Below are 20,416 nucleotides of genomic sequence, written 5' to 3' on the forward strand. Positions count from 1 at the left end.
TTTTTTTACTTTGAAAACCTTAAGAATTGATACTTAAAATATGTAGTAATAGAAGTTGTTCTGGTGGGATGTTAGCCAAATTCGGCTGCTATATTTTAGGCTCAAAACGATGAGCAGATGTAGGAAAACACTATAAGTTATTATTAAGAAGATAAGAGTTATGTTGTATTTAAGAAAGTTCTAGTTTTATGTTTAAACAAGAAAAAAAGAAAGGATGTACAAATGAAAAGTAAAAAGACCGCTTTAAGCGGTCTTTTAGTATATACTTTTAGGTGTTTTGTTGTTTTAGAAATTAAAATCTAATCTAGCATAGTAATAAGCTCCACCAAATCCCATTTGAACAGCATCCCAGTATCCACCAGCTTCTGTTTCTCCGTCATTCTGTTGATCAGGATACTCATTAAAGATATTGTTTCCTCCAATAGTAAATTTTAGATTTTCTGTTAACTTGTATCCTAGATTTAGATCAGCAGTAATTTTAGCACCATATACATCTTCTGTATCTGCAAAATCGATAAGAACAATCTCACTAAAATGTGTCAAGCCAAGTCCTGCATTAAATTTGTTTTTGCTATAATTAGCATTAAAAGCAAATTTACTTTCTGGAGCAGAGGCTAATAAGAATGCTTTTTCTCTTTCTCCGAAGAAGGTAGCTTCGTCTAGGCTTCCATTGTTTACATCTTCAATAGTCATATTATTAATATTTCCGGCTAATGTTGCTGATATATTACCAAAATCAAAGTTTCCTTTCCAGGATAGTATTAAATCTAAACCAATAGTTTCTGTATCCACACCATTGGCGAAGAATTGTGCTTCTGCTACATTTGGTATTTGAGGAGCCGCAAATGTTCCTGTCAATACAATTCTATCTTTAACATTAATATAGTACCCATCTACTGTAGCTGTAAACCCTCCAAAAGTTGCTGTTGCACCTAAGGCTCCATTTAGCGCTGTTTCTTCATCGAGTTGGTCAATTCCAAAAGAAGCTGTTACAGGGCTATTATTAGCAGATAATAAGGTTTCGGTTGCAATACCCCCCTGGAAATCAGTGAACCTAAGGTTGTAGTATATCTGAGCTAGGGAAGGAGCTCTAAAACCGGTACTTACAGATCCACGAATATTAATAGCTTCTGTAGCTTTAATTCTAAAAGCTAATTTACCATTAGTGGTACTTCCAAAATCACTATATTCTTCAAACCTTCCTGCAACTCCTAATAAAAAACTATCAGAAATATCTAATTCCGCATCTGCATATATAGAAAGGTTAGACCTTGAGCGATCCACCTCGTTTGCAGGACTATATCCTGGGAACCCTTGTGACCCACCAGGCCTCAATTCTCCAGAAAGAGGATCCGTAGGCTGTGTTTGATTTGCAGGATCTGTAATCGGCAGACCATTTACATCATACGTTGCATAAGATCCTTCTTCACCAGCAAAAATTACGAAATTTTCGGTTCTGTATTCTGTACCAAAAGCAATGTTTAATCCTTTAAGGATGTTTGGATAATATCTAGAAAGGTCAAGACTGGTTGTATTTTGACTTAAACTATGTCCACCAGCATCAAAATCTGTTGGTGAAGAACCTTGTAACGATGCATTTAAAGTTCCTTTGATGAAATAGTGAAAATTATTTTTACCCCAGGTATTATTAATATCAATTTTCCAACCGTCTTTGGTTTCGGTTCTAACACCGGCAGAAACAGAGTTATCGATGATATTTGATGTTATCCTTGGTGTAAAGCCATTCGAATAAATTGATGGTATCACACGCTCTCCGTCGTTACGCGTAAATGCAAAAGCGTCTGTGTCACGATAATTTCTTCCTCCAAAAGCATATATCTCAGTTTTTTCAGATATTGGGATTGCGGCATTAGCAAAGAAATTAAAACCATCTATAGCAGCTTCACCAAAACCTCTTCTGAAATCAAAACCAGGACGTAATGTTTTGTGTTTACTAAGATATTCTGTAGTAAAGTTTGCATAGCCTCTTTCTCCAATCTCTACCCCATAATTGGCAGTTATTTTTACAGATCCTCCATCAAAATTTTTATCATCAGCAATCATGTTTCCATCATTTTCTGTATCCAAACGATTTCCATCGGTATTAGGTGTTCCTGCTGGAAAATCTCCTTTGGCATTCGCATTATAAGCGCCATAACTAATACTTCCTGTTAATTTATTAACATTATCTTTTAGAACAATATTAATAACACCTGCGATAGCATCAGAACCATATTGTGCAGCAGCACCGTCTCTTAAGACTTCAATTCTTTTAATAGCAGATGCAGGAATAGCATTAAGATCTGTTCCAGAGTTTCCCCTTCCACGGGTTCCAAAAACATTAATTAAAGAAGAAGAATGTCTTCTTTTTCCGTTTATTAAAACCAAAGTTTGATCTGGTCCAAGACCACGTAATGTTGCCGGGTCGATATGATCAGCTCCATCTGATCCTGATTGCTTATTTGCATTAAAAGAAGGAGCAGTATATTGCAGAAGTTCATTAATTTCTATTTTACCACTTTTGGTAATAATATCTTGCATATCGATAATATCAATTGCTACAGGAGTATCGGTTGCAGTTCTTTTTGGGCTTCTGGACCCAACCACAATAATTGTGCTTAGTGATTCTCCTTCGAGGAGGGTGACATCTATTTTTTCTTGTGTTCCTACTTCTATTTCTTGTGTCTCAAAACCAATAAAGCTAAATACAAGAATAGCATTTGCGTCTACAGCAATTGAGTAGTTTCCTTGATTATCTGTTGTCGTACCTTTTGCAGATCCTTTTTCTATAATATTTACATAAGGTAACGGAGATCCCGAAGAGTCAGTAACTGTCCCTGTTATTACTTGTTGGCTAAAGCACCAACTAGTGAATAAGCAAAATAAAATGAGTGTGATTTTTTTCATAAAAAATGTTTATTTAAGGTGATTGTGTCCTTAAATATATCTAAAAGGTTGGTATTTAGCATAAACTCTCACGTGTTTTTTAATTGAATCCCTAGTTTCATTGGCGATTGCAGTTTAAAAAAAGAAGTATTAAAATTGCTTATAAAACCAAAAAAGATGAACATTATTTATAAATTAAGGGTGTAAGGATTTACGTCGATATTTTACACCCTTAAGTTTCGAAATATTTAATTACTTTTACTACTTATGCACATGGAGAATTCCATGGTAGTGCACATAAGGGAGCACTCCATTCACCACCACAAGCTAGGCAATCTTGTTCGTTTCTCGGCCATCCAGAACCCTTAATAACCTGAAGTTGTTTTCTGTTAAGTTTCTGGACTCCTTTAAAATTTAAAATTGTTTGTAACATAATTTTTGGTTTTAAGATTTATACTATGATTTTAAATCATCACCTAAATTTAGGTTTTTCAAATAAAGCTGTGCCTATTATTTATCATAAATTATTTATAAATAGAAGTTTACATAGAAAGATCTATATGATATACATCATAAAAAAACCGAATCTTATTAGAGATCCGGTTTTAATTGTAAATTAATATTGTTTAATATTTAGTTTTCTTGATATTTATATACAATTTTGGTTACCTCATCTATTTTGGAATCATACATTTCTAGGATGAAATTTTTGTTTTCATCAAAATACCCTAGACAGTTATCGTTACCTCCAGAGTTCACAATATAAAGTCCCTTTCTAAGTGGTCTTACTTTAGCTACTTTATCTCCTGATTTATTTAAAAAAGTCATTATAAAACCTTTTTCATCAGCAACTTTAGTATAACCTACCATATCAGAAGTGGTTTCAAACTTTTGTACTACTACTTCATCATCTTCATAAATAGCAGATTGATTAATTTGATCTTCACCGTCAGGGCTAAACTTTATTTTGCCTTTTTTAGTAATAACTTCTTGTTTTTTAATAACTTTTTCTTCACCATTAGGCCCTTTGATACGAATCGTCTTAGTTACTGTTTCTTGTGAAGAATTTTGTTGGTCTTTTTTTTCGTCAGATTGCGCGTGGTTAACAGCGGTAAACATCAAAAATACCACTACGATTAGAGTTTTTAAAGTTTTCATTTGTGTATTTATTAGGTATAAATTTACAAAAAAACTAAAATATGCTAAAATCTAAATATCTTAATTGGTAATTTTTGCTATAAACTATTTATTAAATAATCTTATGAATCTGTACTTGTTTACTATAGATGAATAGCATTATCTTTGCACTCTTAAAAATTGGGAGCGAACTATAGAATATATCCCAGCCATTATTAATATACGTACCATGAAAGCAGGAATCGTAGGGTTACCAAATGTTGGAAAATCAACATTGTTTAATTGTTTATCTAATGCAAAAGCACAAAGTGCAAATTTTCCATTTTGTACCATAGAACCCAATATTGGGGTGGTGAATGTACCAGACCCCAGGCTAGAGAAACTAGAGGAATTAGTAGTGCCCGAACGAGTAATCCCCGCAACGGTAGAAATTGTGGATATTGCAGGTTTAGTAAAAGGAGCAAGTAAAGGAGAAGGATTAGGGAATCAATTTTTAGGCAATATTAGAGAAACAGATGCTATAATACATGTATTACGTTGTTTTGATAATGATAATATTGTTCATGTAGATGGCTCGGTAGATCCAATTAGAGATAAGGAAACGATCGATATAGAATTGCAGCTTAAAGATCTGGAAAGTGTAGAGAAAAAACTAGATAAAGTAAAAAGGGCAGCCAAAACCGGTAATAAAGAAGCACAAAAGGAAGAAGCAATTTTACTAAAACTTAGAGAAGGGCTAGAAGCTGGGATATCGATTAGAGCAATCGACATCTCTGAAGATGATCATACCGCGTATGTTAAACCATTACAGTTTATAACAGATAAACCAGTACTTTATGTCTGTAACGTTGATGAAGGGGCTGCGGTCGATGGAAATGATTATGTAAAAAAAGTAAAAGAAACTGTAGCATCAGAAAGAGCAGAAGTAATAGTATTAGCCGTAGGTACCGAAGCTGATATCACCGAGTTAGATGATTATGAAGAGCGCCAATTATTTTTACAGGATATGGGGTTAGAAGAAGCGGGGGCATCAGTATTAATTCGCGCAGCATATAAATTATTAAACCAGCAAACTTATTTTACTGCTGGCGAGAAAGAAGTAAGAGCATGGACGGTTAATATAGGAGCTACAGCACCACAAGCTGCAGGAGTGATTCATACCGATTTTGAGAAAGGTTTTATACGAGCAGAAGTTATTAAATACGATGATTTTGTAAAGTATGGTAGCGAATCCAAGGTGAGAGAAGCTGGAAAGCTAGGAGTAGAAGGAAAGGCATATGTCGTAAATGATGGAGATGTAATGCATTTCTTATTTAATGTATAAAAATATCTTGTTGATTTATAAAACCCTTTCTGGTAATACTAGAAAGGGTTTTTTGTTGGGTATCGTAATTAGAAAGTACTTAGATTTTTCAAAAATAACAATACTACTATTTTTGAAAAATGCAAAATAGTAAGTTATCCTCCTACGGAATTGTACTGGCAATTGTTGGTATCGTTTTATTCTCTGCAAAAGCAGTATTAGTCAAATTAGCGTATAAATTTGAAATAAGCTCAGAGCACCTATTATTGTTTAGAATGTTGTTTTCTTTACCAATATACATTGTATTGGCCTTGTATAAAAAGCCAGTCGAGAAAAATAAAATTAGAAGAATAGATTACCTGTGGATTTTATTTTTTGGGTTCGTTGGGTATTATTTAGCGAGTTATTTTGATTTCCTTGGATTGCAATACATTAAGGCAGGATTAGAACGAATAATTCTTTTTATTTATCCAACACTGGTTATTATTATTTCACGTATTTTTTTGAAGAATATAATAACGAAGCAACAACTATTGGCTATTTTGCTAACTTATATAGGTGTAATCGTTACATTTTGGGGAGAGCTTCAAATTGAAACTACGCATGTCATTCTTGGTGGCACTTTGGTTTTCTTAAGTGCATTAACCTATGCTATTTATCTCGTGGGGAGCGGATGGTTAATTCCTAAGTTTGGTGTTGTAACTTTTACTTCATACGCAATGATAGTTTCATCTCTATGTATAATTATTCAATATTTGGTTTTTGATAGGCAAAATATAATGAACTATCCCTTAGAAGTATATTTTATTTGTATTGTCATGGCAGTCTTTTCTACAATTATACCTTCTTATTTGGTATCTGCAGCTATTGCTAAACTTGGGGCTTCTAATTTTTCGATTATAGCAAGTTTGGGGCCTGTATCTACAATTTTATTAGCTTATTTCCTTTTAGGAGAAAATTTGTCAATGATTCAGATAATTGGTGCTACAATAGTGATTCTTGGTGTATATGTAATCTCAAAGAAAAAATAAGATATGGTAAAATCTATTCACCTATAAAAAGTTTCAATGTTATTTTTGAGCTTTTTTTAATGTTTTTTCATTAATTTAACACTCTAATTAGTAAGTGTTTACTTACGTTGAAGGGGATTACTTTCCAAAGAAAAGATTGGATAAGTAAATTAGATTTGTAATATTTATGGGTAAAGGGGGCTTAAGGATAGTAGTACTGTACTGCTTTGTATATGTTAGTATTGTTGGTTATGGACGAATAAACGATAATATTGGTGATAACAAAGTGGCATCACTAGAGAAATCCAGTAAAGGAAAATCAAAACCGGTAGAGGTTAAAAAAGTAAACTTTGATGAAGATATATATCAAAGAGCGCTTGAAAACAATAAACAAGAAGCATATTTAGAAGAGATAGCCAGAAAAAATACTATTATTAATATACTATGGGCTAGTCTTGTTCTATTATTAATCATTTTGCTTTTATTGTATCGAAAATATAGAGTAAGGGAAAAAAATAGTGATGCCTTAAAAGAAAAAAATGAAGAGCTTATTGAAGCAAAGGCAGAAGCAGAAAAACTTACCAATACAAAATCTCAATTTATTTCTACTGTAAGTCATGAACTAAGAACTCCTCTTTATGGAGTGGTAGGGATTACCACATTATTGTTAGAAGAAAAAGATATTTCGCCAAAGCACAAGAAATTACTTAGTTCATTAAAATTTTCTGGAGACTATCTTCTGGATTTAATAAATAAAGTATTGAAAATAAGTAAGATTGAGTCTAATAATGAAAAACTTACAAAGACTCCTACAAATCTACTTAAGCTTTCTCAAAACTTATTGTATTCTTTTGAGTACCAGGCAAAAAACAAGAATAATGAGCTTGTTTTAGAAATACCTAATGAACTACCAGATGTACTAAATGTGGATTCTCTTAAAATATCAGAAGTTCTAATTAATCTGATCGGAAATTCATCAAAGTTTACTGAAAATGGTAAGATATGGCTTAGGATAAAAATCCTCTCTATAGAGAATGAGATGATTACCATTAGGTATGAAGTAGAGGATAATGGTGTAGGAATCCCAGAAGACAAAAAAGAGTTTGTATTCGAGAAATTTTCCCAGGTAGGTAGAGAGTTTAATAAATCTGAAGGAACAGGATTAGGTTTATCTATTGTTAAAAACCTTTTAGAGATGATGGATAGCAAAATTTATTTAGACAGTAAAGAAGGGAGAGGGACAAAGTTTCATTTTGATTTACAATTAGAAATTATAGATGAAAAGGAAGAGAAAGAAATAGATTCAAATAGCAATAACATCAATACCGTTTATAGACGAATATTGGTGGCAGAGGATAATAAAATAAATCAAATTGTTACCAAAAACCTTTTAAATATAATAGGGTATGACTGTACTATTGTAGAGAATGGCTTTAATGCTTTGCAAATGGTTAAAAAAGAAGATTTTGATCTTATCCTGATGGATTTAAATATGCCTTATCTTAATGGAACAGAAGCTACTAGACGTATACGAGAATTTAATGAGATCACACCTATTATTGCTCTTACAGCTGCAGAGTTAAGTGAAGTGCAAGAAGAATGTATGGAAATAGGAATGAATGATATTATTAATAAGCCATTAAATAAGAATGATCTTAAAAACATTATAACAAAGCATTTGTTGCCTTAGTTTTTAATGAGAAGGATATATCTTATTAATAAATGAAATGACGTTTTTAACCACAATTTCTGTACTCTCTTTATGAGGTGTATGTCCAATATCAGAAATTAGTAAAGCTTCAGAGTAACTCGATGTATTTTTTACAATAGAATTTACCTGATCCAGTGTTCCATACTCATCTTTTTTGCCCTGAATTATTAAAGAAGGACATTTAATCTTAGGTAAATATTCTTCAATATTCCAGGATTGATACGTTTCAGAAAGCCATGTCTCTGTCCACATTCTAAAAACAGCTTCAGTTTTATCTCCATGGTATTTATATAGCTTTTCTTTAAGAGAAGTATTTTGATATGCAAGGACTGCCGCCTTAATACCATTAATGGTCTCTTGTTCTACAAATACATGGGCTCCTTCGGTAATAATACCTGTAATTTTTTCTGGAAACAAAGCTGCAGTTAATAAGGCAATACTACCACCATCACTATGACCAAATAATATCACATTTCTCAATCCTAGATTTTGTATTATTTTTTCTAGAATATAAGCCTCTTCTTTTAAGTAATCATTATTTCTTTTAGAAGTAATAAAAGGAGCAGATTTACCATACCCCTGGCGATCATAAGAAAGAATATTGCACTCCGTTTTTGATGCTATTTGTTTGGGGAAATCTTTCCACAATTCAATACATCCTAAAGAATCATGTAAAAAAATAATGGTTACCTTTTCTGGTGCTAGTGACTCAGGGTATTTAGAGAATTGTAACCGATGTTTATCAATTATTAAATTCAAAATAATGGTTTTGTTATAAAAAGTGCTAAAAATAAGCTAAAGTCTATGCAAATTGTATATTTTGCATCATCAAAATTGACACACTAGACATTTTTTTAAGTCTAGCTAAAGTAAATAGTTAATCCAATACAATGAAAAAAACATTAGCCAAGATTTCCATTGGTGTATTATTAATTGGTTGTGGAACCAGTAATCCTACAAATGATATAGCAACAAATGTACCTATAGCAACAGCTATAGATTTAACCCAGGTAAAAGACGATAAAGTTCCGGTTACTATAGATCCAGGACGCTTTATTCAGGATACCGTAAAATATCGTATTCCCAAAGTGGTGCAGGGTACTTATGCGGTAAGTGATTTTGGGAAATTTGTAGATGATTTCAAGGCTTTTGACTATCAGGGGAATGAAATTAAAACAGAAAAAAAAGACACCAATACATGGTTGATTGTAAATGCCAAGCAGCTTGATAAAATTAGCTACCTGGTTAATGATACTTATGATATAGAAAACACAGATGTCGGTACACCTTTCTCTCCTTCTGGGACCAATATAGAGCCAGAAAATTATGTGTTAAATCTTCATGGATTTATAGGATATTTTGATGTACTGAAAAATAATCAGTATGCATTAGAGGTAAAAGCACCATCAGAAATGAAGAGAACCTCTGCTTTGCCCAATGCAGGATCAACAGTTAGTGAAGATAAAGCAGTTACTACAGATAAATATTTGGCAACACGGTATTTCGAAATTACAGATAACCCAATGATGTATGGAAATCTTGATGTCGAAGAATTTATGGTTGGGGATATCAAAATTGTGCTAAGTATATATTCTCCAAATAAAGTACATACAGCGGCTAAGATAAAAGAAACGGTATTTAAAATGATGAAAGGGCAAAAGGCATACCTTGGAGACATAAATAGTACGCCTCGTTATGATATATACTTATATTTAGCGCCTAGCACAGAAAATGCTCCTACAGGATTTGGGGCATTAGAGCATCATACATCTACAGTAGTAGTATTGCCAGAGCAAATGCCTGATGAAGCATTGGCGTCTGCAATGATTGATGTAGTTTCTCATGAATTCTTTCATATTGTAACCCCACTTAGTGTGCATTCTGAAGATGTACATTACTTCGATTATGACAAACCCACTTTTTCAAAACATTTATGGATGTATGAAGGAGTAACCGAATATTTTGCGACCTTATTTCAGGTTAATCAGGGATTGGTAGAAGAACAGGAGTTTTATGATAAAATCATGGGTAAAATTCAGAGTGCAAGTGGATTTGATGATACCATGAGTTTTACGGTAATGAGTGAAAACATATTGGATCAACCCTATGCTTCTAACTATGTTAATGTATATGAAAAAGGAGCATTAATAGGAATGTGTATCGATATTCTAATGCGTGAAGAAAGTAATGGAAATCGAGGAATTTTATCTTTAATGAAAGAATTATCTCTTAAATATGGTAAAAACAAACCTTTTAATGATGATAACATTATAGAAGAAATTACAGCAATGACTTATCCTGCTATAGGTGAGTTTTTGAAAACTCATGTTGTAGGGAAAACTCCTATTAACTATGAAGAATTCTTTAAAAAAGTTGGACTATCTGTAGAATCAGAGCGGGTAGAAACAAATTATATTCAAAACTCTGGAGTTTTAATCGTAGCCGGAAACCAAGAAAAAGGGACAATATTTTTTACAGATTTAGTTTCTGAAAATAGTTTCTGGGCAGAAAACGGCGCCAAAGCTAATGATGATATTGTAGAGGTAAATGGTACTAAATTGACATTGCAGAATGCTAATAATATATTAGGCTCAACTTTTCAATGGCAAGAAGGTGATGATATTGAAGTTAAACTTAATAGGGCAGGAGAAGAAGTTATTATTAAAACTAAAGTAACTAAATCCTTCACCAAAGGAAAAAAACTTAAAGTGATTGATAATTCTACAAAAGAGCAAACAGAGCTTAGAAAAGCTTGGTTAAAAGGGTAGGTATTTATAAAACAAAACTAAAAAAAGCCCCTTGTATAAGGGGCTTTTTTAGTTTTAAATAACTTCCTCATCTTTATAAGGAATCGTATTTAAAACATATTGTATGGCTTTAATTCGTGCCTCGGTTTTACGATCAGCCTCGATAATAACCCAGGGAGAAAGTTCTGTATTCGTTTTTTCAAACATTTTAACCTTATACTTTGTATATTCTTCCCAGAGCTCTTGGGCCTTTTCATCTACCGGAGTCATTTTCCATTTTTTTAAAGGGCTTGATTTAATATCTTTAAAACGAGCAGCTTGTTCTTCTTTGGTGATAGAAAAATAAAACTTAATGAGGTATGTATCAGATTCTAATATCATTCTTTCAAAATCATTTACCTGCCCCATAAATGTTGTATACTGATTTTCGCTGCAAAACCCATTAACAGGTTCTACAACCGCCCGATTATACCAGCTACGATCAAAAAGAACCATTTCTCCTGGTGTAGGTAGTTGGTTAACATAACGCTGAAAATACCATTGCCCTTCTTCTTCGCTAGTAGGTTTTGGTAATGCCACAATTCGAAAATGCCTGGGGTTTATATGAGAAGTAATTCGGCGAATTGCCCCACCTTTTCCTGCAGCATCACGACCTTCAAAAATAATTACTATTTTCTTCCTGTTTTTTATGGTCCAGTTTTGTAATTTGATAAGTTCTGCCTGTAGTTCTTTTAATTGTATTTCATATTTAACCATTCTCAATACCTTTTCAACATCGGTCTTTTTATCCATAAACAGATATTTTAGACCAATAGGAGAATTTAGTATTTCCAGATCTTCTTTAGAAAGATTAATATGTTTTGTTTTTTGAGTTGTCTTCATTTATCAAATATCTATCTGTTCAATATATCTATAGTACCTTAGGATCACATTAGGATCAGGAAGTAATGTAGTTTTTGCCTTGGATTTACCTGTGTAGTCAAATCTCGATAACACATATCTCATACTTTCTAAACGAGCCGTTTTCTTGCTATTGGTTTTTACAATTACCCATGGGCTAAATGTTGTATGGGTTTTCGAGAACATTTGTTCCTTGTACTTAGTGTATTTATTCCAGAGTTGTTGCCCTTTCATATCTACAGGGCTAAATTTCCATACTTTTAATGGGTTTTGTAGTCTTGCATCAAAACGTTTTTTCTGCTCTTCTTTCGATATCGAGAACCAAAACTTGATTACTATAATTCCATCTTCATATAGCATATGTTCAAATTCGGGAACCTGTACCATAAAATTTTTATATTGTTTATTGGTACAAAACCCCATTACAGGTTCTACAACAGCACGGTTATACCAGCTACGATCAAAAAAAACAATCTCTCCCGGATTAGGCAATTCTTTAATGTACCTTCTAAAATACCATTGCCCTTTTTCGACTTCGGTAGGTTTTGATAACGCAACAATACGCATAGAACGAGGGTTAAGATGCTCTGTAAATCGTTTTATAGACCCTCCTTTACCAGCAGCATCTCTCCCTTCAAAAATTACTGCAACGCGTAGCTTCTTTTTTGCAATCCATTGCTGAAGATTTACCAATTCTCCTTGTAGGGAACGTAATTCTTCTTCATATCGAAGTTTCTGTAATATTTTTTTGATATTGATGTTTTTTTGATCTGCAAGATTGATCAAATGTTTCCGTTTTTTGACTTGATTTAACTCTTCAAGTGTAAACATAAAGTTTGTAATTTGTTATTCTGTAAGTAGCGATTAAAGGTAAAAATAAAATGAATTTTATCGCACTATAGTAACAATTCTTTAGCATAAAAAAACTTGAAGAATATATTTATATCGTTTTTAGGGTTACACTTTCCAGAAAAACCTTTCTTTAGTTTTTGATTTTGCTCCTATTTTTTTATAAAAGTTGATAGCATCGGTATTAAAATCGGGAGTTTGCCACTGAATAATAGTACAGCCTTCTGATATAGCAAATTCTTTTACCAAAGCCATTATTTTTGTGCCAACTCCTTTTCCCCGCGTTTCTTCTTTAAGATATAAACAATCGAGATAGATATAAAAATGAGCATCCCAGGTAGAGAACTGTTTCATAAAAGTTGAATATCCCAAAAGCTCGTTATTTTGCTCTACAACAACACATTTTAAGACATTCTCTGAACCGAAAAGATATTGCAAAAGTAATGTTGCTTTCTCATTAGAATCAAAGGTTGCTTTTTCATATAGAGCATGAGCTTTACACAGTAAAACAATTTGTTTGATATCTTCTTCTTTTGCAAATCTAATAATCATAATTTCATTTTAACATGCACATTGAATTAAGGAACCTTTAGAAGGTTTGGTTCCCTGGGTGGCATATCCATCAAATTTCCACCATTCAATACCACCGATTAATTCTTTTACTTTAAACCCAAGTCTGACCATATGTAATGCTCCTTTGGTAGAAGCATTACAACCAATACCATCGCAATAACAAATATAAGTTTTTGTTTTATCAAGATGAGTGGTGTTTTCTGCTGTCATTTCCTGATGAGGTAGGTTAATAGCGGTCGGGATATGTTCTTTTTCATACCCAAAAGATTGTCTGGTATCGACCACTACGATATTTTCTTCTTTTTCAAGAGCATCAAATAAGTCAGAAGGATCCATTTCATAAGCTAATTTGTTTTCGTAAAATTTAATTTGATTTTCCATAATGCTGTGTTTTTATTTTGTCAAATGTACTATCAATTTATAGTCTATTCCTACCAGGTTAGATGAATGATTCGAGGCAGTAATTGAAATATTTTCACATTCGTTACACTAGTATTATTGTAGCTTTGTAGGTATGGATATTAAGTATTTTAGACTCATAAAAACTATTACTGAAGAAGGTAATATTGCCAACTCATCAGAGCGATTATTTTTAACGCAATCGGCATTAAGTCATCAATTAAAAGAATTAGAAACAAGATTAGGTTTTAAAGTATTTCATAGAACAAGAAATAAATGGAAACTAACAGAGGAAGGTATAGAATTATATAAGATAGCTAATAATGTGCTTGAAACTATTGAACAGGGGTTTAATACGATCCAACAAATAAAAACAGGATCTAAAGGAAATATTAAAGTAAGTACAGAATGTTATTCTTTTTATCAGGGATTACCGGGATTCATTCAAAAAATGGGAATGCTATATCCTCAGATTGATGTAGATCTTATTCTTGAAGCCACACATCAACCGATTTCAAAACTATTATCAAACGAAATTGATATTGCTTTGGTAACTTCTATACCCGCAAATGATCGATTATCAAGTATTACATTGTTTGAGGATGAAACGTATGCTATTATGCACAAAGAACATAGGTATGGCAAAACCAAATATTTAAGTGCTAGTGACTTTGCAGATATTCATTTGATTATTCATTCTTTCCCTTTAGAAACAGTATCTGTTTATGAGCAATTCTTAAAACCCAATAACATAACACCAATAAAAATTTCTGCTATCCCGCTTACCGAAGTTTCTTTAGAAATGGTGAATGCCAATATGGGAATTATATGCATGCCGAAATGGGCATTAAAATCACTAAAAATACCTACAGATTTAATATTTAAAAGCATTGGAAAGTATGGAGTAAAACGAACCCATTATTTGGTCGTTAGAAAAGAAGATATGCATAAAAAATACATTAATGATTTTGTTTTAAGTTTTAAAGAGGAATTTCTGGGTATCTGATTTGTATTTTTTATTTAAAAACGGTCTAATTAAATGCATCAAATGGCTGCGTACCAAATAATCAACAAAATTCACTGTCGATTTGTTAATTACTTTGTAGAAAGGCTGTTTTAATTTTGTAAGTGAAACCTTATATTAGCAGGCATTCTACCCTATATTTATGAGCAAAGAAACCAAATATACCGAAGATAATATACGATCCCTCGACTGGAAAGAACATATACGTATGCGACCCGGAATGTATATCGGGAAACTAGGTGATGGTTCTTCTGCAGATGATGGTATCTATATTTTATTAAAAGAAGTGCTAGACAATTCTATTGATGAATATGTAATGGGCGCCGGTAAAACGATTGAAATCTCTATTCAAGGAGATAAAGTAAATGTAAGAGACTACGGTCGTGGGATTCCATTAGGTAAGGTGGTGGATGTAGTTTCTAAAATGAATACCGGAGGTAAATATGATTCTCGAGCATTTAAAAAATCTGTAGGGCTAAACGGTGTAGGTACAAAAGCAGTTAATGCATTATCTACATTTTTTAGAGTAGAGTCTACGCGAGATGGCAAATCAGCTTCGGCAGAATTCGAAAAAGGAAACCTCACCAATCAGGATACATTAGAAGAAACTTCTCGTAGAAGAGGAACCAAAGTATCTTTTGTACCAGATAGCACTATATTTAAGCATTACAAGTATCGTTCTGAGTATGTAGCCAAAATGCTTAAAAACTATGTGTATCTTAACCCTGGTTTGACCATTATCTTTAATGGAGAAAAATATTTTTCAGAAAATGGATTAAGAGATCTTTTGTCCGACAATATAAAAGAAGAGGATAGACTATATGATATTGTTCATCTTAAAGGTGATGATATAGAAATTGCGATTACACATAGTAAAACACAATATAGTGAAGAGTACCATTCTTTTGTAAATGGGCAACATACAACCCAAGGAGGAACACATCAGGCAGCATTTAGAGAGGCCGTAGTGAAAACAATTAGAGAGTTTTATGGTAAAAATTATGAAGCCAGTGATATTCGTAAATCGATTGTATCTGCGATAAGCATTAAAGTGATGGAACCTGTTTTTGAAAGTCAGACCAAGACAAAATTAGGTTCTACAGAAATGGGAGGAGATTTACCAACGGTTCGAACCTATATTAATGATTTTGTAAAAACTAAATTAGATAACTTTCTTCATAAAAATACCAGTACGGCAGAAAGCTTACAGCGAAAAATATTACAGGCAGAACGTGAACGTAAAGATTTATCTGGAATTCGAAAACTAGCAAAAGAGAGAGCAAAGAAAGCTAGTTTGCATAATAAAAAATTAAGAGATTGCCGTATCCATCTTACCGATAGTAAGAAAGACCGTAATCTCGAAAGTACACTGTTTATTACCGAGGGAGATTCTGCAAGTGGATCTATTACCAAATCCAGGGATGTAAATACCCAGGCTGTTTTTAGCTTACGCGGAAAACCGTTGAATAGCTATAACATGAGCAAAAAGATCGTGTATGAAAATGAAGAATTTAATCTATTACAAGCAGCACTTAATATAGAAGAATCCTTAGAAGATTTACGTTATAACAATATTGTAATTGCTACTGATGCCGATGTAGATGGTATGCACATACGATTATTACTGATTACTTTCTTTCTGCAATTTTTTCCAGAGGTAATAAAAGAAGGGCATTTATATATATTACAAACTCCATTATTTAGAGTACGTAATAAAAAAGAAACCATTTATTGCTACTCAGAACAAGAAAGAAGAGATGCCATAGCAAAATTATCGGGTAAACCAGAAATTACACGATTTAAGGGATTAGGGGAGATTTCTCCAGACGAATTTGTGCATTTTATAGGAGATGATATACGTTTAGATCCTGTGATGTTAGATAAAGAAAAGTCGATCGAAGAATTATTGTCTTTCTATATGGGGAAAAACACACCGCAAAGACAAGAATTTATTATTGATAACCTTAAAGTAGAACTGGATTCAGTAGAGGAAGAATTATAATTATTAGAAGCCCCAGAAGTTATATATGGATTTGGAAAACGAAAACGAAGAATTACATCACGATTTAAACCCTGAAGATCACGAACCGCAAGAGGTTATTACAAAGGTCACAGGAATGTACAAAGACTGGTTTCTGGATTATGCATCTTATGTAATCCTGGAACGGGCAGTACCTGCAATTGAAGATGGTCTAAAACCGGTACAACGTCGTATTCTTCATTCTATGAAGGATTTAGATGATGGTCGATATAATAAGGTAGCCAATATTGTTGGGCATACGATGCAATATCATCCCCATGGAGATGCCAGTATTTCTGATGCAATGGTACAAGTGGGACAAAAGGAGTTACTAATCGATATGCAAGGAAACTGGGGTAATATTCTTACCGGGGATAGAGCAGCGGCTTCGAGATATATAGAAGCTCGGTTATCTAAATTTGCATTAGATGTAGTATATAACCCTAAAGTTACCGATTGGCAATTATCCTATGATGGAAGGAAGAAAGAACCGATTAATCTTCCGGTTAAATTTCCCCTATTATTAGCACAAGGCGCAGAAGGAATAGCCGTTGGGTTAAGTACTAAGATTCTTCCTCATAATTTTATAGAACTAATAGATGCATCTATAAAGCATTTACAAGGTAAACGATTTACGATCTTACCCGATTTTCCTACGTCTGGTATTGCAGATTTCACGAATTATAATGATGGCAATCGAGGGGGTAAGGTAAGAGTACGTGCAGAAATATCCCAATATGACAAAAATACTTTGGTCATAAATGAAATACCGTTTTCTACAACAACTACTTCTTTAATAGATTCTATTCTTAAAGCGAATGAGAAAGGAAAGATAAAAGTTAAAAAAATAGAAGATAATACCGCTGCAGAAGTAGAGATATTAGTGCATCTTCCTTCTGGTATTTCTCCAGATAAAACAATTGATGCCCTATATGCATTTACGAATTGTGAAGTATCTATTTCTCCTCTTGGTTGTGTTATAGAAGATAATAAGCCAAACTTTATTGGTGTTTCAGAAATGTTACGTCGTTCTACAGACAATACTGTGGAGTTATTGAAAAAAGAACTCGAAATTCAATTAGATGAATTACAGGAACAATGGCACTTTGCTTCGTTAGAAAGAATTTTTATAGAAAATCGTATTTATCGTGATATCGAGGAAGTAGATACATGGGAAGGAGTGATACAAGCAATTGATAAAGGATTGAAACCTCACATAAAACACCTGAAACGAGCAGTTACTGAAGAAGATATTGTACGTCTAACAGAAATTCGAATTAAGCGTATTTCTAAATTTGATATTGATAAAGCGCAACAAAAAATAGAAGCGCTTGAAGAAGATATAGCCCAGGTAAAACATAATCTCGAACACCTTATAGAGTTTGCTATAGATTATTTTAAAAGGCTAAAAACTACTTATGGTAAAGGAAAAGAGCGTAAGACCGAAATCAAGATCTTTGATGATATTGAAGCGACCAAAGTAGTAATTCGAAATACAAAATTATATGTAAATCGAGAAGAAGGATTTATTGGAACTTCACTTCGTAGAGATGAATATGTAGCAGATTGTTCTGATATTGATGATATTATATGTTTTACAGGAGAAGGAAAATTGATGATTACCAAAGTTGGATCAAAGACTTTTATTGGTAAAAATATAATTCATGTTGCTGTCTTTAAGAAAAAAGATAAGCGTACCATTTATAATTTGATTTATCAGGATGGTAGAGGAGGAGCTTCATATGTAAAGCGTTTTGCCGTTACTGGAGTAACTAGAGATAAAGAATATGATCTTACCCAAGGTAAAAAAGCATCTAAAATCTCATACTTTTCGGCAAATCCGAATGGAGAAGCCGAGGTAATTACTATATATCTAAGACAAGCTGGAAGTATCAAAAAATTAAAATTTGATTTAGATTTTGCAGATTTGTTAATCAAAGGTAGAGGAGTAAAAGGAAATATTGTTACCAAGTATAATATTAAGAAAATTGAACTAAAAGAGCAGGGAGTATCTACTCTAAAACCGCGAAAAATATGGTTTGATGATTCAGTACAACGACTTAATGTAGATGGAAGAGGAGAATTATTAGGCGAGTTTAGAGGAGAAGACCGTATTTTGGTTATAAATCAAAATGGTATGGTGAAGACAATTATCCCCGAGATGACATTGCATTTTAGTTCGGATATGATTGTTTTAGAAAAATGGAAACCTAAAAAACCAATATCTGCAATATATTGGGATGGGGAGAAAGAAAAATATTATGTAAAACGGTTTTTAATTGAAAACTCAGAGCGCGAAGAGACTTTTATTACAGAACATCAAAAATCTTTCTTAGAAGTTATCTCTACCGATTATAGACCGATGGCAGAAATAGTATTTACTAAGCTTAGAGGCAAAGATCAACGGCATAATGAAGAAATAAACCTAGAGGAGTTTATATCGATCAAAGGAATAAAAGCATTAGGAAATCAGCTAACTACACATAAAGTAAAACAAATCAATCTACTGGATCCATTACCATATGAAGAACAAGAATCTCTTCCTGCAGAAGAAATTGAAGTGATTGAAGAAGAGAATGTATCTCCAGAAAAAATAGATACTAAAACTTCTGCAAAACCTTCTGATGATGATACTGATGCTGGTGGAGAAGGAGAACAAGCTAGTTTATTCTAGATTTTGATGGAAAGCATAAATATGCTGATATAGATAGACTTAATTAAGAAACTAACTTCTTCAGAAATGAAAGAAGAAAAAATATTTTAATTTGTTAATCTGTAAAACTCAAGAAATAGATATTGATACGGTAGTATCGATAGAAGCTGATACTGAAAACTCACAGTTCATATTGCCTAACTCCAAAGAAGAACATTTACATCTGATAGCAGATAGTGATATAGAACATTTGATACTGAAATCTGAAAATAACATAACTATTGGTTTTGTAATATTGGCAGGATTGCAAAATAATAACAGGAGTATTGAATTTCAAAGAATCGTTATAAACTCAAAAGGAAGAGGGTATGGTAGAATGGCAATTAAAGAACTAAAACAGTATTGTTTTAAAAAATTAGACTGTCATCGCTTGTGGTTAGATGTATTCGAAACGAATAAAAGAGCCAGATATTTATATCAATCTGAAGGGTTTAAAGAGGAAGGGATATTAAGAGATAGTATATGGGTTAATGGTGAATTTAAAAACTTAATAATCATGTCGATGCTTGAAAACGAATACATAAACACTACTACCAACAAAATATAGAGCTATTTATCTTAAGATTTCTTTACAAACTTTGTAAGAATAACTATATGTTGCCCATTTGCACGACCTTCGATATGCTCTGGGTTATCATGAACTAATGAAATATTTCTAACATGAGTCCCTCGTTTAGCAGTAAAATTAGCACCTTTTACATCTAGATCTTTAATTAAAACAACAGAATCTCCAGCTTGTAATAGCGCACCATTAGCATCTAAATGCTTAATTGCATTTTCTTTATCATCCCCATCTCCAGAGGCATTTGCCCATGCTGTCATATCCTCATCCAGATAAAGCATATCTAATAAGTCTTGTGGCCAACCTTCAGATTTTAATCTATGTAACATTCTCCAAGCCATTACTTGTACTGCAGGAACTTCACTCCACATACTATCATTAAGACAACGCCAGTGATTTATATCTACTTTCTCTGGGTCTTCTATTTGTTCTAAACACACTTGAGAAATAAGAATATGTGAGTCTAGACCTGTCCCAGGAGATTTAGGCACTTCATAGACTTTCAAATTTTCAGTTACCCCTGATAATTCACATACAGATCCGCTACGCTTGTGTAATTCTCTTTCTAGACTCATTATAATG

The 20,416-nt window shown here is 32.8% G+C and carries 17 protein-coding genes; 8 read left to right on the top strand and 9 right to left on the bottom strand.

Features of this window, described 5'->3' with window-relative positions:
- Positions 1-285: 285 nt before the first annotated feature.
- The 3 genes from Z053_RS0103365 to Z053_RS0103375 all read right to left on the bottom strand — a co-directional run bounded on the left by Z053_RS0103365 (position 286) and on the right by Z053_RS0103375 (position 4,044).
- Positions 286-2,907 (bottom strand): TonB-dependent receptor, encoded by a 2,622-nt coding sequence (locus tag Z053_RS0103365; protein WP_025663623.1) that lies wholly within the window; start codon positions 2,905-2,907, stop codon positions 286-288.
- Between the two features lie 244 nt (positions 2,908-3,151).
- Positions 3,152-3,319 carry a hypothetical protein gene (locus tag Z053_RS31790; protein ID WP_165944061.1) on the bottom strand — a complete coding sequence of 56 codons (168 nt, stop codon included), beginning with the start codon at positions 3,317-3,319 and terminating at the stop codon, positions 3,152-3,154.
- Positions 3,320-3,519: 200 nt separating this feature from the next.
- Complete coding sequence (locus Z053_RS0103375) at positions 3,520-4,044, bottom strand: hypothetical protein (protein ID WP_025663624.1); 525 nt, start codon at positions 4,042-4,044, stop codon at positions 3,520-3,522.
- A 208-nt stretch (positions 4,045-4,252) separates the two neighbouring features.
- Between Z053_RS0103375 and ychF the strand changes: the two genes are divergently transcribed.
- From ychF to Z053_RS0103395, 3 genes are all read left to right on the top strand, one after another.
- Positions 4,253-5,347: a redox-regulated ATPase YchF gene (gene ychF, locus Z053_RS0103380; protein ID WP_025663625.1), complete on the top strand. Its 1,095-nt coding sequence runs from the start codon at positions 4,253-4,255 to the stop codon at positions 5,345-5,347.
- A gap of 119 nt (positions 5,348-5,466) precedes the next feature.
- Positions 5,467-6,357 carry a DMT family transporter gene (locus tag Z053_RS0103390; protein ID WP_025663626.1) on the top strand — a complete coding sequence of 297 codons (891 nt, stop codon included), beginning with the start codon at positions 5,467-5,469 and terminating at the stop codon, positions 6,355-6,357.
- 166 nt (positions 6,358-6,523) lie between these two features.
- The gene (locus tag Z053_RS0103395) at positions 6,524-8,026 is read left to right on the top strand and encodes a response regulator (RefSeq protein WP_025663627.1); all 1,503 of its coding nucleotides are present in this window, start codon (positions 6,524-6,526) and stop codon (positions 8,024-8,026) included.
- A 3-nt stretch (positions 8,027-8,029) separates the two neighbouring features.
- Here Z053_RS0103395 and Z053_RS0103400 read toward each other — a convergent pair whose 3' ends face one another.
- On the bottom strand, positions 8,030-8,806 hold the full coding sequence (locus Z053_RS0103400) for an alpha/beta fold hydrolase (protein WP_241459806.1): 777 nt from the start codon (positions 8,804-8,806) through the stop codon (positions 8,030-8,032).
- Positions 8,807-8,937: 131 nt separating this feature from the next.
- On the opposite strand from Z053_RS0103400, the gene Z053_RS0103405 reads away from it, so the two are divergent.
- Entirely contained in the window at positions 8,938-10,815 is a 1,878-nt protein-coding gene (locus Z053_RS0103405; protein WP_025663629.1) for a M61 family metallopeptidase, read from the top strand.
- A gap of 54 nt (positions 10,816-10,869) precedes the next feature.
- On the opposite strand, the gene ppk2 (Z053_RS0103410) is transcribed toward Z053_RS0103405, so the two are convergent.
- The 4 genes from ppk2 (Z053_RS0103410) to Z053_RS0103425 all read right to left on the bottom strand — a co-directional run bounded on the left by ppk2 (Z053_RS0103410) (position 10,870) and on the right by Z053_RS0103425 (position 13,497).
- Positions 10,870-11,676 carry a polyphosphate kinase 2 gene (ppk2, locus tag Z053_RS0103410; RefSeq protein WP_035094902.1) on the bottom strand — a complete coding sequence of 269 codons (807 nt, stop codon included), beginning with the start codon at positions 11,674-11,676 and terminating at the stop codon, positions 10,870-10,872.
- A 3-nt stretch (positions 11,677-11,679) separates the two neighbouring features.
- Positions 11,680-12,525, bottom strand: coding sequence for a polyphosphate kinase 2 (gene ppk2, locus Z053_RS0103415; RefSeq protein ID WP_025663631.1), 846 nt, complete (start codon positions 12,523-12,525; stop codon positions 11,680-11,682).
- Between the two features lie 126 nt (positions 12,526-12,651).
- Entirely contained in the window at positions 12,652-13,095 is a 444-nt protein-coding gene (locus tag Z053_RS0103420; RefSeq protein WP_025663632.1) for a GNAT family N-acetyltransferase, read from the bottom strand.
- A gap of 9 nt (positions 13,096-13,104) precedes the next feature.
- Positions 13,105-13,497 (bottom strand): rhodanese-like domain-containing protein, encoded by a 393-nt coding sequence (locus Z053_RS0103425; RefSeq protein WP_025663633.1) that lies wholly within the window; start codon positions 13,495-13,497, stop codon positions 13,105-13,107.
- Positions 13,498-13,630: 133 nt separating this feature from the next.
- On the opposite strand from Z053_RS0103425, the gene Z053_RS0103430 reads away from it, so the two are divergent.
- The 4 genes from Z053_RS0103430 (at position 13,631) to Z053_RS0103445 (ending at position 19,819) form a co-directional block, all read left to right on the top strand.
- Positions 13,631-14,521: a LysR family transcriptional regulator gene (locus tag Z053_RS0103430; protein WP_025663634.1), complete on the top strand. Its 891-nt coding sequence runs from the start codon at positions 13,631-13,633 to the stop codon at positions 14,519-14,521.
- A gap of 160 nt (positions 14,522-14,681) precedes the next feature.
- Complete coding sequence (locus tag Z053_RS0103435; protein ID WP_025663635.1) at positions 14,682-16,541, top strand: DNA topoisomerase IV subunit B; 1,860 nt, start codon at positions 14,682-14,684, stop codon at positions 16,539-16,541.
- 25 nt (positions 16,542-16,566) lie between these two features.
- A complete protein-coding gene (locus Z053_RS0103440; protein ID WP_035094906.1) occupies positions 16,567-19,233 on the top strand; it encodes a DNA gyrase/topoisomerase IV subunit A in 2,667 nt (888 codons plus the stop codon).
- Positions 19,234-19,324: 91 nt separating this feature from the next.
- Positions 19,325-19,819, top strand: coding sequence for a GNAT family N-acetyltransferase (locus tag Z053_RS0103445; protein ID WP_025663637.1), 495 nt, complete (start codon positions 19,325-19,327; stop codon positions 19,817-19,819).
- Positions 19,820-19,830: 11 nt separating this feature from the next.
- Here Z053_RS0103445 and Z053_RS0103450 read toward each other — a convergent pair whose 3' ends face one another.
- Positions 19,831-20,409 (bottom strand): PhnA domain-containing protein, encoded by a 579-nt coding sequence (locus tag Z053_RS0103450; protein WP_025663638.1) that lies wholly within the window; start codon positions 20,407-20,409, stop codon positions 19,831-19,833.
- Positions 20,410-20,416: the final 7 nt, after the last annotated feature.

The organism is Aquimarina megaterium XH134, assembly GCF_000520975.1.
Classification (GTDB): domain Bacteria; phylum Bacteroidota; class Bacteroidia; order Flavobacteriales; family Flavobacteriaceae; genus Aquimarina; species Aquimarina megaterium.

Coding starts and splice junctions, on each gene's coding strand:
- Z053_RS31790 (WP_165944061.1), bottom strand. CDS start 3,319: ATGTTACAAACAATTTTAAATTTTAAAGGAGTCCAGAAACTTAACAGA.
- Z053_RS0103450 (WP_025663638.1), bottom strand. CDS start 20,409: ATGAGTCTAGAAAGAGAATTACACAAGCGTAGCGGATCTGTATGTGAA.
- Z053_RS0103420 (WP_025663632.1), bottom strand. CDS start 13,095: ATGATTATTAGATTTGCAAAAGAAGAAGATATCAAACAAATTGTTTTA.
- Z053_RS0103440 (WP_035094906.1), top strand. CDS start 16,567: ATGGATTTGGAAAACGAAAACGAAGAATTACATCACGATTTAAACCCT.
- ppk2 (WP_025663631.1), bottom strand. CDS start 12,525: ATGTTTACACTTGAAGAGTTAAATCAAGTCAAAAAACGGAAACATTTG.
- Z053_RS0103425 (WP_025663633.1), bottom strand. CDS start 13,497: ATGGAAAATCAAATTAAATTTTACGAAAACAAATTAGCTTATGAAATG.
- Z053_RS0103390 (WP_025663626.1), top strand. CDS start 5,467: ATGCAAAATAGTAAGTTATCCTCCTACGGAATTGTACTGGCAATTGTT.
- ychF (WP_025663625.1), top strand. CDS start 4,253: ATGAAAGCAGGAATCGTAGGGTTACCAAATGTTGGAAAATCAACATTG.
- Z053_RS0103395 (WP_025663627.1), top strand. CDS start 6,524: ATGGGTAAAGGGGGCTTAAGGATAGTAGTACTGTACTGCTTTGTATAT.
- Z053_RS0103365 (WP_025663623.1), bottom strand. CDS start 2,907: ATGAAAAAAATCACACTCATTTTATTTTGCTTATTCACTAGTTGGTGC.
- Z053_RS0103405 (WP_025663629.1), top strand. CDS start 8,938: ATGAAAAAAACATTAGCCAAGATTTCCATTGGTGTATTATTAATTGGT.
- Z053_RS0103375 (WP_025663624.1), bottom strand. CDS start 4,044: ATGAAAACTTTAAAAACTCTAATCGTAGTGGTATTTTTGATGTTTACC.
- Z053_RS0103435 (WP_025663635.1), top strand. CDS start 14,682: ATGAGCAAAGAAACCAAATATACCGAAGATAATATACGATCCCTCGAC.
- Z053_RS0103430 (WP_025663634.1), top strand. CDS start 13,631: ATGGATATTAAGTATTTTAGACTCATAAAAACTATTACTGAAGAAGGT.
- ppk2 (WP_035094902.1), bottom strand. CDS start 11,676: ATGAAGACAACTCAAAAAACAAAACATATTAATCTTTCTAAAGAAGAT.